Genomic DNA, 14,998 nt, shown 5'->3' on the forward strand with positions numbered 1-14,998 from the left:
TCACTTCTCTCCCTTAAACGTTTTGGTAGGAATTCCAATATGACCGAATAATTAAAAAACTATAATATACCTCTGTGTTATTCCTGTATTAACACCCTGTGATTTTTTCCATCTCATTTTTAAACTGGGAACTGTTACATACTACGTTCACCAAACTTACATCAATCTGTATTTGACCTAATGAATGAATTCATACCATAGTTCTCTTTGACCTAACAACAAGAAACAATAAACGAAAAACCAGAAACTCAAGCTAATTGACAATTGACCATATACAATTGCCAATAAAAAGAGCCACCCGAAGGCAGCTCTTTTCTAAACATTGACTAAGGCTATTAAGGTTGGTCAAACCAAAGCTTATCTGTTAAAGTAACAACAGGAACATTTCCAGCATTACGGTCTGTTTCCGTGGAAGGATAATTAGACCTCCTGATAAAGGTGGTCAACAAAGCATTGACCGGCAATGTAAAATCCTTGTACTGGTAATCAAATCTCCTGGCATCTACCCATGCTTCTGGCTGCAGGAACATAGCAATATACTTTTCTTTGAAAATAAGGTCTTTGGTAAAGTTGGCTACTCCCACTGCTACTGCAGGATTAGTCAGGTACGCATTCTTTTCAGCTGTCAGAACACCCAATTTATCCATATTGGCAGCAATACCATCCAGGTAAGCCTGGTAAGATCTTGCTTTGTCAGTGGCAAAGGTGGCTTCGGCTTCAATGAACTTCATTTCTGAATATGTGACCAGCAATAATGGTGCTCCGGGCTTAGAATAAAACCCTGTCAAGGACAGGTAACTTTCTTCATGTGCTGTTCCTGTTCCTATACGTCCCTTACCGTTAGGCGTGCCACGGAAATCACCAAATTTGGTTGTATCGGCTATGTATTTCAGCCTTGGATCTACGACACCAAATGTAGTACCATCCATTGCATCAACAGATTGCTCACTCATCCAGCCATCCAATAATAAATTCTTATTATTAACAGCTACCTGGTTCCAGGGACTGGCTCCGTTGAACGTAGTTATTTGTGCATCATCTGCATTTGAAGTGTACGCCTTGGATAATGCATCAAGGATAGCTGTAGGATTGTATGAAGCTTTTTTACTCAGGCGGTTCAACAATCTTGCTTTTAAAGCATAGGCTGTCTTGATCCAGTTACTGATATTTCCTTTATGAATCAGGTCACTTGCAGCATCAAGCTTGATGGTGGGGTCCGTTTTATTGAATTCCACCACTGCATCATCCAGGAGCTTAATACTGGCATTGAATATATCCTGTTCCTTATCATAGCCCGGGGTAAATTTTGTAGCATCAAAGGCCTGTGAATAGGGAGCGTCGCCGAAAATGCTGATCAGCAAACTCATATTCATGGATTCCATTACATCCGCCACACCAATATGCTGGTATCCATTCTTGGCTGTAGCTTGTGCTTTCATCACCCTGCCATCCTGGATGGTATTATAGATATTATACCATAGCGAACTGCGATCCACATTATCATAAATATCCGACCCGCTTGATGCATTCGGCGAAGCCAGTTGTTGGGTATAGTACGCCGTGATATTTGCTGCCCTGAAATAGTTCAGGCCTGTTTGATAGGTTACCTGTGCCAGTAATCCGTTAATAGGAGGATTTTGCGTCTGGTTTGGATTTACCTCGTTCACATCGAGGTAGTTTTTAGAACAACTGCCCATAGCGAAAGCGGACAGTAATAATATATAAGTGAGTGTATTTTTCATGCAAGTGTTTTTAGAATTGAATGTTTACAGATGCCATAAAAGTCCTTACGCCCGGATAAGTGAATCCTGAGAATCCTTCAGAGCTATTTGTTCCTGAGCTGAATGAACTGGACTCAGGGTCAAAACCGGTATAATCGGTTTTGAGCCACAGGTTATTGCCTGTCAGGCTAACAGAAGCACCTTTTAACACTTTCGTGTGGTTTAAGATACTTCCTGGAAGATTGTAAGTCAGGGAAAGTGAACGCAGCCTGATCCAGGATGCATCTTCCACAAAATTCTCAGTAATACCACGGTAAACATTCCTGTAATATCCATTACCATAATCAACGCCATCAGGACCTTTAGCCTGTCCTAAATAAACAGCCTTGGTATTTGGAGTACCATCGGCCAGTACGCCCGGAAATACAATGGTCTCAGTCCTGTTCTCTGTCTTTTTTGAAACACCAAAGGCTGCCATGAAATTGGCAAACTGGTTGTACTTCATTTGACCCTGCCTGGTGTCCAGTAAAGCAGATATAGCGAATTGTTTGTAACGGAAGGTTTGTAAAGTGCTGGCAATATAATCAGGCTGGGAACTGCCCAGGTATTTTTGCTTGGTATCTATTTGAGGGAAACCATTGGCGCCAATTAATAACGGAGCATCATAGTCGATCCTTAAAGGATCTTCCGTCTTGGTACCATAATAACGCTTGAATGTTCTGCCGAATAAAGCACCATATTCAAAACCAGGTATCAGCTTCATGTTGGCATTGGAAGAAAGATAACCAAACTGGGTTTCCAGCAGGATTTCGTTCAGACCCTGGTTCAGTTTTACAACTTCGTTCTTATTGGAAGAAAAGTTGATAGTGAAATCCCAGGAGAAATCGTTGTTTCTCACCGGCATTGCATTCAGGCTGATCTCTATACCCTTGTTCTTGATCTCTCCTGCATTGATATAGGCCTCATCAAAACCTGTCGTGTTGGAGATCTTTACGGGCAGTAAAAGATCTTTACTGTTAGCCTTGTATCCTGTTACCTCCAAACCTAAACGGTTGTTCAGGAAACGCAATTCAAAGCCTGCTTCCGCCGTCGTTGTAAATTCTGGCTTCAACAATGGGTTACCTAACCTGTCAACATTGGTCCAGGGAAGGACGCTTCCGATAGGACCGCCAGGAACAAAACCGGTTGTTGTTCCATAAGGATTACCATCTTTACCCACTTTGGCATAGGAAGCCTTTAACTTACCATAGCTCCACCAGGTAGGAAGATGCAGCATGTCGCTGAATATATAACTCAGGCTATAGGAAGGATAAAAATAACTGCGGGTATCTTTTGACAATGTTGAAGTAAAGTCATTACGGCCTGTTACTTCAAGGAAAAGATAATTTCTGAAACCCAGGGTAAGATCACCAAAAACACCATAGTTGCGGTAATCTTCTATCAGGTTAGAAGCCAGTATTTTCTTAGTATTCTGCAAAAGGAAAAGATCTGGTACCACCAGGGTATCACCTGTAGTACTTACTCTTCTCAGTTTGGCATCTTTAAGGTCATGGCCTAATTTCAGGTCAATGGAAAAATCATTGCCGATGTTATGATTAAGGTTGGCAATAAAAGTGGAAGTAATGATCCTGTTCCTGATATTATGTTCCTGGTAAAAACCCATTCCATTATCAGAATTGATTAATTCACCTACAACACCTTTTGGTCCTGGAGCATAACGCGTCCTGCCATCAGTATAAAAATCATTACCAAAACGGTAGGTAAAGTTCAACCAGCTTGTTGGCGCGTAATTAATATTCGTGCTTCCAATGATCCTGTTCACATTATCAAAGAAACGGTTGGTGGCCAGGGTGTACACAGGATTGTCATTGTCAGTACCATAATTCTTCTGTGTACCATCAGGTTTGATATAATCCATCACATCCCATCTTGGAGACCAGTAGATCAATTGTTCACCATAACGGTCGGAGTTGACACGGGAACCACCGGAATTGATAAAGTTCATAGAGGCGCCTATCTTCACTTTACTGCTTACGTTCAGGTTACCATTCACCCTGGCATTATAGCTTTTATAATCACTGAAAGGAATAACACCATTCTGATTAGAATAGGAAAAAGAAGCACCGAGTTGCATCAGTTCAGATCCGCCACCCAGGTTGATGCTGTGACGTGTCTGGTTTCCCTGCCTGTAGGCTCTTTTAAAATTATTGAAGATCTGGTCAGGGTGCGTGGGATCAAGCGCTTTGGCCGCTTCAACAGTTGGTCCCCATGAAGGCCAGAAGCTGGTCTTATCATAAACACCCAGGTATCCCTGTGTAAACTTTGTTTGTACATCCGGGGTCTTATTGACATTGTCAAAGCCGTAACTACCGGTATAGCTTACCTGTATTTTTCCTGCACGGGCAGACTTAGTGGTGATCAACACAGCGCCATTGGCGGCACGTATACCATATAAGGCTGTGGCAGCACCACCTCTTAATACAGAGATGCTTTCAATATCGTCAGGGTTGATATCTGCAGCCCTGTTGGTCATACCCCTGGTATCACCGCCACCCGTTACAAAAGTGCTGTTGTCAACTTCCACACCATCCACTATAAAGATGGGCTGGTTATTCCTGCCTGCATCAAGGGAGTTGATACCCCTGATCTGTATCCTTGCACCTTGTCCCGGTGCACCACCTGTACTGGAAATGGTAACACCTGCAACCTTACCCTGCAGCGCATTGACAACATTGGACTGGTGGTTCACTGTGAGGTCCTCAGCATTTACACTTTGAACCGTATATCCCAGGGAGCGTTTTTCTTTACGGATGCCCAGGGCAGTTACTATTACCTCCGACATGGCCCCCGAAGAACCCAGGCTTACATTGTAGATAGCCCCGGTACCTACGGCCATTTCCTGTGATTGTCTTCCTGCATAGGAAAATACCAGGACAGGACTTACACCGGTAACGGTCAGGGTATAACTTCCCCTGTCATCCGTACTCGTTCCATTGGTTGTCCCTTTTTGCAAAACAGAAGCGCCTGAAAGGGGAGCACCCTTTTCATCGCTGACGATACCTGTAATTTGCCGGGATTGGGACAGCGCCCAGAATGGCATGGATATAAATAGCAGTATCCATGCAGATAGCAGTGTTTTCTTCATAAAAGCGAATGTTGATTATTATTGGTCTTAATTAGCAATTAGTATCCGTTTCCCACAAGGGGCAACATTGTTAGAATCCTGCACAACCCTGCAAAGATTCCGCATAGTGTCAATTTCCAATGGGAAGTTATCAAAAAAATTGAATTGTTAAGATTTTTATAATGACTAAACCTCATCAACACCGCAAAACACGCAAACTAAAACAGCAGAAAGAATTCGGGGATTGCAGCCGTCATTCCATCGATCCTTAATAAATTTGTGTCTCCTTAATCAAGAAGATTTATAATTAATAGAAAAATTTAAAAACAATTGTTATGGCTTTTACTCTTCCTCCCTTACCGTATGCGTTTGACGCCCTGGAACCTCATATTGATGCGCAAACCATGCAGATCCACCACGATAAACACCACCAGGCATATGTAGATAACCTGAATAAGGCTATCGCCGGCAGTCCCAATGAAAATAAAAGTCTTGAAGAACTGGTTCGTAATGCAGGCACCATTTCACCTGCAGTTCGTAATAATGGCGGCGGCCATTGGAACCATAGTTTCTTTTGGGAAATATTGGCACCCAATGCAGGTGGACAACCATCAGGCAAACTGGCTGATGCCATCAATCAAACCTTTGGATCTTTGGATGCCCTGAAAGAGAAAGTAAACACTGCAGGCGCTACACGCTTTGGAAGCGGCTGGGCCTGGCTGATAATAAAAGAGGGTAAACTGGAAGTGTCTTCCACTCCCAACCAGGACAATCCATTAATGGATGTGGCTGAAGTAAAAGGAACGCCTATTCTTGGTATAGATGTATGGGAACATGCCTATTACCTGAAATATCAGAACAGGAGGCCCGAATACCTCACCAATATCTGGAATGTGATCAACTGGAACAAGGTTGCTCAGCATTTTGATAATGCCGGTAAGTAAAAAAATCAAGTATAATAAAAAGGGCTCTCATGAGCTCTTTTTTTATGCCCCTTATTTTAAATTGAAAATTACGGAACGGGGTCATAACCATGCCCGCCCCAGGGATGGCAACGGCTGATACGCCGGACAGTAAGCCAGAAGCCTTTAAACACGCCGTGCTTTTGAAAAGCTTCCACTGCATAATGTGAGCAGGTAGGCGTAAACCGGCACTTAGGTCCCAGCCAGGGAGAGATCACCCATTGGTAGATCCTGATCAGGCCAATAAAAGGAAGGGCTAATATTTTAAGTAGTGTCTTCATGAACCGTCTCCAGTTTATGTTGCAGTTTTCTCAGGCAGGAAGACATGGCTGTTTTAAAAACGTTGAAAGAAGCAATGGTCTTATCCGTATAAATAAAAAAAAGATAAGCTTTCAATTTTGACTGCTTCAGCTGCAAGGCGAGTTCTGGTTTTTGAAGACGATAAGCCTCCCGCAATAATCTTTTAACCCTGTTTCGGTCAACAGCTTTCTTAAAATACCGCTTGCTCACCGTCACCCCTATTTGCGCCAGCGGCTCTTCTTCAGTGGGCAAAAACCTGTAGGTGACCCTGATGGGGAAAACCGTAAAGCTTTTCCCGGTAGCAAACAGCGTATCTATTTGCTTGCGGCTTTTGAGCTTTTCTTTTTTACCTAGTCCAAAGGGCTTGGCCATGCTGTAAAATAAAACAAAATAGCCTCTTAAAAGAGGCTAATGATGTAAACGATCTATGCCCTTGGGCAGAGTTCAATTATTTTAATTTCTTCTCATCGCTGATGGTCAGCTTATGACGTCCTTTAGCACGACGGCTTGCCAACACTTTCCTACCATTAGCTGTCTGCATGCGCTTTCTGAATCCATGAACTGTTTTCCTGCGGCGGCGATGCGGTTGAAATGTACGTTTCATTGTTTAATCAGTTTTTTCACGTTACTAAATGCCTGTGGAGAGCCAGGCTGGTTTCAGTTACCTACAGGTCACCACACCCGTTGGTTTTGTGAAAGGACGGCAAAGGTAGGGGAGAATTGGGAGATTTGAGATCGCAAATTCAAAGATTTTGACTGGAATGCTGTTAAAATAGCCCCTTGCAGTTTAACAAGATGGGCTTTCTGACCCCTTAATTGGCAACGGGGTAAATTAATTAATACCTACATGGCTGGAACTCACGGCCTCGCCAAAGAACAGGCTAGCCCTGGTATCAAAATCCCCGGGGGCATCAGTAGTATAAAAACTTCGCTGACCGTGCCGGGAAAGACGTGCCTCCATACCCGGGTGACGTTGCAGGTAATCTTCAAGACTAAGCGCTACGATCTCCCCTTGTGATAACAATTTTATATGATCCGGGAGAAATTTCCGGATCTTATCCTTCAATAAAGGGTAATGCGTGCAGGCCAATAAAATGGCGTCAATATCCGGGTCGCGGCCTAAAAGGTTGTCTATATTCTTTTTAATAAAATAGTCTGCCCCCTCTGACTGGTGTTCATTATTCTCCACCAGGGGCACCCACATGGGACAAGCCTCCTGTTCCACCCTGATATGTGGAAAGAACTTTTCTATCTCTATCGGGTACGATTCTGATTGAACGGTTCCGGAAGTGGCCAGTATACCTATATTATTGGTGCTGGTGTAATTTCCAATAACCTCGGTGGTTGGCCGTATCACGCCTAATACCCTCGCATCAGGGTTGAGTCCCTGAAGGTCATGTTGCTGGATAGTTCTTAATGCTTTGGCAGAAGCAGTATTACAGGCCAGGATAATAAGCGGACAATCCTGGTCCAGTAACCACTTCACACATTGCAGCGTGTACCTGTATACGGTATCAAAACTACGGGTACCATAGGGTGAGCGTGCATTATCTCCCAGGTATACATAATCGTATTGAGGTAATTGATCGACAAATGCTCTCAAAACCGTTAATCCACCATAACCTGAATCAAAAACACCGATTGGACCCATGTAGTAAAGTATAAGTTACGAAGATAGGGGGATGAATGGAAAGGGGTTAACAGGTTAACAAGTTGAAATGTTGACAAGGGAATAAGCTATTATGTAAAATAAAGATTAACCGTTAGTTATAAAAAGAAATCCCGCTTCGAAGGGAAGCGGGATGACTATATGAAATTGAATGAATTATTGTTTTTTACCTGCCGCAGGTGTAGTTGGTCTGCTTGCAGCTGCTTTTGCACCTCCGGGAATGGTCAGGTTTAGTTTTTTAGCCACCAAGGGTAAAAGATCATCTGATTCTGGCGCTACCAGTAAAGCATCTTTGGTATACACATAAGTATAACCGCTTTCTTTGGCTACTGTTTGAATAGCTGTTACAGCTTTAGCATAAATAGGCTCTAATAATTGCTCCTGTTTGTTTTGAACTAATTGCTGTGACAACTGTTGCCAGTTTTGCAATTCGTACATATCCTGTTGCATTTCTTCACGCATTTTAGCACGTGCAGCAGCAGGTGTTTTTAACGAGTCCTTGCCATTTACTATGCTATCCTTGCGTTGAAATTCTGATAATGTATAATTGAACCTTGGTTGTAACGAATCAGCCTGGAATTTTTCCAGGGTAGTTTGCACCTTGGCAGTTTCAGGCATTAATCTTACTACATCATCCACCCTGATGTATCCAGTCTTCTGTGCTGCAGCGCTGCCTGCGATAGTGAAAATAGTTGCTGCAACTAAAAATAATTTGATTTTGTTCATGAGATTGATTTGTGATGTTTAGTTATGATTCGTTTTTTTGATTTATGGTTGTATTAAAAAAATCGTTTTAGAAAATATTTATTATTTCACACCCAGTTCTTTCAGCACATCATCGCTTTTTTCCAGTTTAGGGTCGGCAAATATAACCGTAATTCCCTCACTTTTATCCAGTATAAAGTCATATCCACGTGCTACCGCTAATTTTTGCACTGCGTTATAAACCTTGTCCTGCACGGGTTTTATCAATTCCTGCCTTTTCTTGAAAAGTTCTCCCTCAAAGCCAAAACGCTGGCGCTGCAGATCCCTTAAATTCTTCTCCTTTACAAACAACTGGTCTTCTCTTTTCTTCTTCAATTCATCACTAAGCATTACCTGTTCGGCATCAAAGTCTTTATACATCTTATCCAGTTCCTGCTGCATGCCGTCTATTTCTTTCTGCCATCCTGCCGCTACGTCATCCAGGTTTTTTTGCGCCGTTTTATATTCCGGCATTTTATCCAGGATGTACTTGGTATCAATCACCGCATAACGCTGAGCGTTGGCAAAACCAATAATACATAAGCAGAAGGCTGCAAGAAGGAATACCTTTTTCATATAGTTTGATTTAATGCAATCAAGTTAATAAATATGCTGACACCTTTTTTTATTCTGGTTCAAATCCAAGCATAAAGGTGAAGCGCGTCGCATTCTTAAAGCGGTTAGCTCCAGGCTGCAAACGGTCAAGTCCTACCCCATAGTCAAATCCTAACAAACCAAACATAGGCAGGAAGAAACGCATACCCACACCCACACTGCGACGTAAACGGAAAGGATTGTACTCCTTGAAATTGTACCAGCCATTGGCTGCATCAAAGAAGGTCAGTCCGTATATGGTACTACCGGGGTTTGTTACCAATGGATAACGCAACTCCAGGGAATATTTATTGAAAATGGTAAAGAACTTATTGGTGCTGGTCTGGTCTGGATTATTGATTGAAGGATCAGAGGTTTCAAAAACAGGATACCCTCTTAATGAAACAACATCATATCCCAACAAACCATAACTGTTTGTCAAACCATCGCCACCCAGCTGGAAACGCTCAAATGGTGATACTTCCAGCTTGTTGTTATAGCGACCCATGAAACCAAACTTCGCAGCTAACTTCAATACAAACTGGCGGTTCTTATCGGCACCTGTTGGTTTTCCAATTGGTACAAACCACTCTGATGTAAAGCGCCATTTATGGTATTCAGGATTCTTATACGGATTGCCTGAAGTAACCAGGTCTGGATTCAGCAATGAATAAGGAGGTGTCAGCTGCACACTGGCCACAAAGTTAGATCCGCTTCTCGGGAAGGTAGGATCATACACTGAGGAGCGCTGAAGGGCTAACTTGAAACTCACGTTATTGGAAGTTCCATTGTCAAACCCTGAGAAAATAGGATAGTTGCGCATGCTATACTTTGTATAGTTCAAAGAATAGACAAGGCTGAAAAAGTCATCCGGCCATTTCAATTGCTTACCTAAGGAAACAGAAGCTCCAAAAGTTTTTAAATAGTTGGTATCTGATTTGGCTTTATCAAACATCCCCGTACTATAATTGTAAGCATTGGAAAACTTACTACGGTATAAAGCCACTGTGAAAGAATTTCTCTTCTTTCCTCCCAGCCATGGCTCGGTAAAGGAGAAGTTATAGGAATTATACGCCCGGCCATTTGACTGGTACCGCAGGCTTAACTTCTGGCCATCACCCTGTGGCAATGGGTCCCATGAATCTTTCTTAAAGATATTCTTGATAGAGAAGTTATTGAAAGTAACACCCAGGGTTCCTGTCAAACCAACACCTCCTCCCCAACCGGCAGATAGTTCCAACTGGTCGGAAGACTTCTCTTCCAGTTCCCAGTTAATATCCACCGTACCATCATCCTGGTTAGGCACCACGTTAGGGTTGATCTTTTCCTGGTTGAAATATTGCAGGTTTGCCAGTTCTCTTTGTGAACGTATCAGGTCAGCACGGCTGAATAATTCACCCGGCATAGTTCTCAATTCACGGCGAATCACATAATCTTTTGTTTTTTCATTACCACTAATGGTAATGTTCCTGTAGCGGGCCTGCGGTCCTTCCACTACCCTGATCTCGTAATCAATAGTGTCATTATATACAGAGGTCTCAACCGGGTCGGCACGGAAGAACAGGTATCCATCATCCTGGTACAAGCTTCCAATATCACCACCTTCTGCGCTTAGCTGCTTGCCCAGTCGTTTATTAAGTATGTCAACATTATAAACATCGCCCTTGTTGATACCAAGAATTGTATTTAATAATGAATCGGGATATTTCGTATTACCTCTCCAGGCTATGTTGCCGAAATAATATTTATTGCCTTCAGCCACCTTGATGTCAACCTGCAGGTTGCCGTCTTTATTATAATACAAGGCAGTATCCAACACCTGTGCATCACGGTAACCCTGTGAATTGTAATAATTCACTACGCTTTGAAGATCTTCTTCAAATTTCTTGCGGTCGAATTTAGCACTGCTGAATAATTTAAAGCGGAAGTAAGGATCCAACAGGGCCTTTGTTTTAGAAAGAGATAAAAAGCCATAATCCTTAACGTAATCCCCGAAGGTCAAAGAGTTGTTCTCACCAAAAGGACTTGGTGTTTTTGTAGGATTGAGCGTAAACTTGGTTCTTTCCTTTGTACCCTTAAGTTGCTTTTTCAATTGCAGATCGCCAACAGTTTCATTACCATAGAAATTGATCTCATTGACCTTTACCTTGTTTCCTTTGTTGATATGAAAAGTCAGTGAATTGGAATTAACAAATGCAGGATCGGGTTTTTCTTCAATATCTACCTGCACGTTCATAAACCCTTTCTCAGTATAAAATTTCCTGATTGCTTCTATAGCATTACGACGTGTATTCTCTGTAATAATGGTCTGGCGCACCAAACCTGCCTTACCCTGGATCTCTTCGGCTTCGGATTTTTTAATACCTGTGAACTTGATATTACCCAGCTTAGGTCTTTCCTGCACATTGATCTCAAGGTCGATATGATCTTCATGAACACCTGTAATGAATATCTCCACGTTGCTGAAAAAACGCTGGCGCCATAAATTGGTAATGGCTTTAGAAAAAGCGTCTCCACCAGGTATCATAACCTTATCACCTCTTTGGATGCCTGAAATAGAAAGAACAATGGCTGAATCCAGTGTAGTTAAACCGGTTACCTTGACTGAATTAATGATGTATTCTTTTGGTACCCTGGAATTTTGAAGTGCAAGCAGGTCGGGGTCAACTGAAGTAACCTTTGTAGTATCCTGGCCATATGAAATAGAAGCAATGAGCGTGCACAAGCTTAAAGTAAGAATTCCGGATAAAAATCGTCGCATATAATAAGTTCAGTCGGTAATGCAATTAGGCAAATCGCAGTTTGGCAGGCAAATTAAAGGTAAATTTCAATCGGTTTTGTTAAAACAGATGCCCGTAACGGGCCTTTTCCCGACCTCTTCCAAAGGAGGTGACCATCTTCGTACAGACCCATTTAGTTTTACATTCTTTACATACATAAATAAGCGCTCACGACCAGGAGATGTTTGAAGTTTTTTGTGTGGTTGAATAAATTAGCCTGTGTGCTGGCTGTTTCCCTTTTTGGGAGGGTTGGGGAGGCCTTCTACTCCTTGGAGGGTCTATGGGAGACTATACGGTTTCAACCTGCTCACTGGTTTTCCCAAAACGACGCTCCCTGTTCTGGTAATCAATAAGCGCCTCATAAAGGTTTTCCTTTCTGAAATCAGGCCAGCGAACATTAGTAAAATACAATTCAGCGTAGGCCAGTTGGTATAAAAGGAAGTTACTGATGCGGTATTCACCACTGGTGCGTATCATTAATTCAGGGTCTGGAAAATTACTGGTGCAGAGGTATTGCTGGAGTGTTTCATGATCTATCTCCTCAATATTGATCCTTCCTTTCTTCACTTCCCAGGCAATGTTCTTCACAGCGTTCAACAATTCCCAGCGGCCACTGTAGCTCAATGCCATGACCAGGTTGAGGCCTGTATTATTTTTTGTGATCTCCAGTGCTTCATTTAATTCCTTGCGGGCATATTCGGGGAGCATGTTCATATCACCTATAACATGCAGGCGTATGTTATTCTTATCCAGGCTTTCCACTTCATTACGGATGGTTGTTACCAACAGTTCCATCAGTCCAATCACTTCATACTGGGGGCGGTCCCAGTTTTCAGTGGAAAAAGCATATAAGGTCAGGTATTTGATACCCAGTTCAGCACAACCTTCCACTATGTCCCGCACGCTTTCCACACCCTGGTAATGTCCAAAAAGGCGGTCCTGTCCCTGTTCCTTGGCCCAACGCCCGTTGCCATCCATGATGATAGCTATGTGTTGAGGTAAACGGTTTTTATCTACTTGTGCTAAAAGCTCAGACATGATTTCTGGTTAAGATCTCCCGGTAATTATTGACCTTCCGGGCAGGTTTAGTAATACAAAAATAATCAGCTATACCGAGCATAGTGTTATTAAAATGGAAAAGCACGGCGTAAACCGTACTTTTTACCTAAGAATATAGAAAGTATGATTAATTAGCTGAAGGACATCTATAACTCTGGAGGTTAAAGCTTACATATAATATTGCCGTTGCAAACTGGTCCTTATTCTGGCTATTGCCTCTTTGCCTCCCCTTGGCTCCTATCCTAGGCCCAGTTTCATATGATCTGTCTGATAACAGGTAAGCAGGATTAGGCGTTCCGTCCGGGTTGGGAGGAAATACGGATGGATCTACATAGGTTTTGCTCACATCATCTATATAATCAGTATTCGTAAACCGGTGAACGATCTCGAAGCCAATATTCATCCTGTCATTCAGGGAATATTTTACACCCACGCCAAAAGGAACGGCAAAGGCCATAGTGCCATAAGGTTTGTTATTAGTGGTTGTCGGGTCATTTTGCCCTTCAGTGCCTAGCTGGCGCAGGTTGTATTTCTGTCCATCCAGGTATGCATACGGATCATAGTTAAAGGCACTGACACCCAAGGTTATATAAGGTGTAAAACGGAAATCAGGATCTCCGGGCATAAACCGGAAGAAATTAAAATCTCCCTGCAGTCCCAGTTCCCAGATATTGGTATTAAAACTCAGGTTACGCCTTCTCATGTATTCATTATGCGTATTGTACACATCAGAATAACCCAATTGGGCAAAGGTTCCTTCCACCCTGAGACCTATATAATTACCGAAATTCTTTCGAAAGAAAATACTGGCAGCCAGTTTGGGCCGGTTCAATTTCGCTTTGGTATTCAAGTCACCAAAATAATGTGCGGCGCCAACACCCACACCAAATTCCCCTTCCTGCACTATGGAATTCTGGGCAAAAACTCCCAGGGGCAGGCAATACATAACCAGGGCCAGAAATTTTCTCATATCTGCAAAATAAGATTTTAGCTTCGAGATTTAACGCAATTTAGTGTCGTTTGGTATTGAAGAGGGAAAAAATCAGGAGACTGAATGAAAATAAAAAGCTTCTCTCTTCAGAATGCCTAATTTCTTTTATCAAGACCCCAGGAAAGCTTGTTGCGAAGGGTTTGCAGGAAATTGTTTTCGTTCAGGCGTACCAGGTTCAGCATGAAATTCTCCTTTCTTACTGCCAGTAAAACATTCTTACTCACTATTTCCCTGCGTGAATCCAGGGCGCAGATAATATCATCCGCACGACTTTCCACTTCAAAAGATATGATGGTATTGTCAGGTATCACGATTGGCCGAACATTCAGGTTATGGGGTGCAATAGGGGTCAAAACCAGGCTGCAGGCATCGGGAAATACCACGGGACCATCACAACTTAAAGAATAACCGGTTGAACCTGTGGGTGTTGCCAGTATCAAACCATCCGCCCAGTAAGTATTCAGCAACTCTCCATTCAGGTAGGTATGGATCTTCACCATAGGTGAGGTATCTCTTTTATGAATGGCAAATTCATTCAGTGCATAGGGCACATCACTGAACATTGGCACATTGGAATCAAGGTGTATCAATGTTCTGCGGTCAATGATATAGGACCGCCGGGCAAGCGCTTTTATAGCTTCCACCATCTCCTCCCGCCCAATGCTGGCCAGGAAACCCAGCCTGCCGAAATTGATACCAACCACCGGGATATTCTTATCCCTTACCAGGGTAACGGTATCCAGCAGGGTACCATCACCTCCAAGGCTGATGACAAAATCAATCTGGTCGTTCAGGTCCACATGCGAAGAAAAGGTCTCTGTAGTTTCAGGAAGAGAAAGTTTGGTTTTGATCTCGTTGAAGAAAGGCAGGAAAATAACAGGTACAATGCCCTCCTTCTGAAGTTCATCAAAAAACAATTGTATGTACTGTTGCTGGGCTTCATCCAACACCCTGCTATATATCGCTACCTTCAAAACGTATCCTTTTAGCTAAAATTCCTTGAATCAATTGGCGTACCGTGACTGTAAATATAGATTGTTTTACCCGTTGCGGC

The 14,998-nt window shown here is 42.7% G+C and carries 13 protein-coding genes; 1 reads left to right on the plus strand and 12 read right to left on the minus strand.

Annotated elements, in window-relative coordinates:
- Positions 1-335: 335 nt before the first annotated feature.
- Entirely contained in the window at positions 336-1,742 is a 1,407-nt protein-coding gene (locus BP74_RS12225) for a SusD/RagB family nutrient-binding outer membrane lipoprotein (protein ID WP_496374493.1), read from the minus strand.
- Positions 1,743-1,752: 10 nt separating this feature from the next.
- Entirely contained in the window at positions 1,753-4,866 is a 3,114-nt protein-coding gene (locus BP74_RS12230) for a SusC/RagA family TonB-linked outer membrane protein (protein ID WP_496374495.1), read from the minus strand.
- Positions 4,867-5,180: 314 nt separating this feature from the next.
- Here BP74_RS12230 and BP74_RS12235 point away from each other — a divergent pair, with 314 nt between their 5' ends.
- A complete protein-coding gene (locus tag BP74_RS12235) occupies positions 5,181-5,789 on the plus strand; it encodes a superoxide dismutase (protein ID WP_496374497.1) in 609 nt (202 codons plus the stop codon).
- 68 nt (positions 5,790-5,857) lie between these two features.
- On the opposite strand, the gene yidD is transcribed toward BP74_RS12235, so the two are convergent.
- The 10 genes from yidD to BP74_RS12285 form a co-directional block, all read right to left on the minus strand.
- Positions 5,858-6,088: a membrane protein insertion efficiency factor YidD gene (yidD, locus tag BP74_RS12240; protein ID WP_496374499.1), complete on the minus strand. Its 231-nt coding sequence runs from the start codon at positions 6,086-6,088 to the stop codon at positions 5,858-5,860.
- Positions 6,072-6,479, minus strand: a complete 408-nt coding sequence (gene rnpA, locus BP74_RS12245; RefSeq protein ID WP_496374501.1) for a ribonuclease P protein component — start codon at positions 6,477-6,479, stop codon at positions 6,072-6,074. Before rnpA ends, yidD begins: the two co-directional genes overlap by 17 nt.
- Positions 6,480-6,555: 76 nt before the next feature.
- The gene (rpmH, locus tag BP74_RS12250; protein ID WP_072836616.1) at positions 6,556-6,711 is read right to left on the minus strand and encodes a 50S ribosomal protein L34; all 156 of its coding nucleotides are present in this window, start codon (positions 6,709-6,711) and stop codon (positions 6,556-6,558) included.
- Positions 6,712-6,939: 228 nt separating this feature from the next.
- On the minus strand, positions 6,940-7,758 hold the full coding sequence (murI, locus tag BP74_RS12255) for a glutamate racemase (protein ID WP_496374503.1): 819 nt from the start codon (positions 7,756-7,758) through the stop codon (positions 6,940-6,942).
- Between the two features lie 174 nt (positions 7,759-7,932).
- On the minus strand, positions 7,933-8,502 hold the full coding sequence (locus BP74_RS12260; RefSeq protein WP_496374505.1) for an OmpH/Skp family outer membrane protein: 570 nt from the start codon (positions 8,500-8,502) through the stop codon (positions 7,933-7,935).
- Between the two features lie 81 nt (positions 8,503-8,583).
- Positions 8,584-9,096 (minus strand): OmpH/Skp family outer membrane protein, encoded by a 513-nt coding sequence (locus BP74_RS12265; protein WP_496374507.1) that lies wholly within the window; start codon positions 9,094-9,096, stop codon positions 8,584-8,586.
- Positions 9,097-9,145: 49 nt separating this feature from the next.
- On the minus strand, positions 9,146-11,875 hold the full coding sequence (locus BP74_RS12270) for a BamA/OMP85 family outer membrane protein (protein WP_496374509.1): 2,730 nt from the start codon (positions 11,873-11,875) through the stop codon (positions 9,146-9,148).
- Positions 11,876-12,182: 307 nt separating this feature from the next.
- Entirely contained in the window at positions 12,183-12,932 is a 750-nt protein-coding gene (uppS, locus tag BP74_RS12275) for an undecaprenyl pyrophosphate synthase (protein ID WP_496374511.1), read from the minus strand.
- A 148-nt stretch (positions 12,933-13,080) separates the two neighbouring features.
- Positions 13,081-13,923 carry a type IX secretion system protein PorG gene (gene porG / locus BP74_RS12280; protein ID WP_496374513.1) on the minus strand — a complete coding sequence of 281 codons (843 nt, stop codon included), beginning with the start codon at positions 13,921-13,923 and terminating at the stop codon, positions 13,081-13,083.
- Positions 13,924-14,039: 116 nt separating this feature from the next.
- A complete protein-coding gene (locus BP74_RS12285) occupies positions 14,040-14,918 on the minus strand; it encodes an NAD kinase (RefSeq protein WP_496374515.1) in 879 nt (292 codons plus the stop codon).
- Positions 14,919-14,998: the final 80 nt, after the last annotated feature.

The organism is Flavisolibacter ginsengiterrae DSM 18136, from assembly GCF_059568575.1.

Bases quoted from the DNA above. Each gene is read 5' to 3' on its own strand.
- BP74_RS12225 (WP_496374493.1), bottom strand. From the start codon at position 1,742: ATGAAAAATACACTCACTTATATATTATTACTGTCCGCTTTCGCTATG.
- BP74_RS12230 (WP_496374495.1), bottom strand. From the start codon at position 4,866: ATGAAGAAAACACTGCTATCTGCATGGATACTGCTATTTATATCCATG.
- BP74_RS12235 (WP_496374497.1), top strand. From the start codon at position 5,181: ATGGCTTTTACTCTTCCTCCCTTACCGTATGCGTTTGACGCCCTGGAA.
- yidD (WP_496374499.1), bottom strand. From the start codon at position 6,088: ATGAAGACACTACTTAAAATATTAGCCCTTCCTTTTATTGGCCTGATC.
- rnpA (WP_496374501.1), bottom strand. From the start codon at position 6,479: ATGGCCAAGCCCTTTGGACTAGGTAAAAAAGAAAAGCTCAAAAGCCGC.
- rpmH (WP_072836616.1), bottom strand. From the start codon at position 6,711: ATGAAACGTACATTTCAACCGCATCGCCGCCGCAGGAAAACAGTTCAT.
- murI (WP_496374503.1), bottom strand. From the start codon at position 7,758: ATGGGTCCAATCGGTGTTTTTGATTCAGGTTATGGTGGATTAACGGTT.
- BP74_RS12260 (WP_496374505.1), bottom strand. From the start codon at position 8,502: ATGAACAAAATCAAATTATTTTTAGTTGCAGCAACTATTTTCACTATC.
- BP74_RS12265 (WP_496374507.1), bottom strand. From the start codon at position 9,096: ATGAAAAAGGTATTCCTTCTTGCAGCCTTCTGCTTATGTATTATTGGT.
- BP74_RS12270 (WP_496374509.1), bottom strand. From the start codon at position 11,875: ATGCGACGATTTTTATCCGGAATTCTTACTTTAAGCTTGTGCACGCTC.
- uppS (WP_496374511.1), bottom strand. From the start codon at position 12,932: ATGTCTGAGCTTTTAGCACAAGTAGATAAAAACCGTTTACCTCAACAC.
- porG (WP_496374513.1), bottom strand. From the start codon at position 13,923: ATGAGAAAATTTCTGGCCCTGGTTATGTATTGCCTGCCCCTGGGAGTT.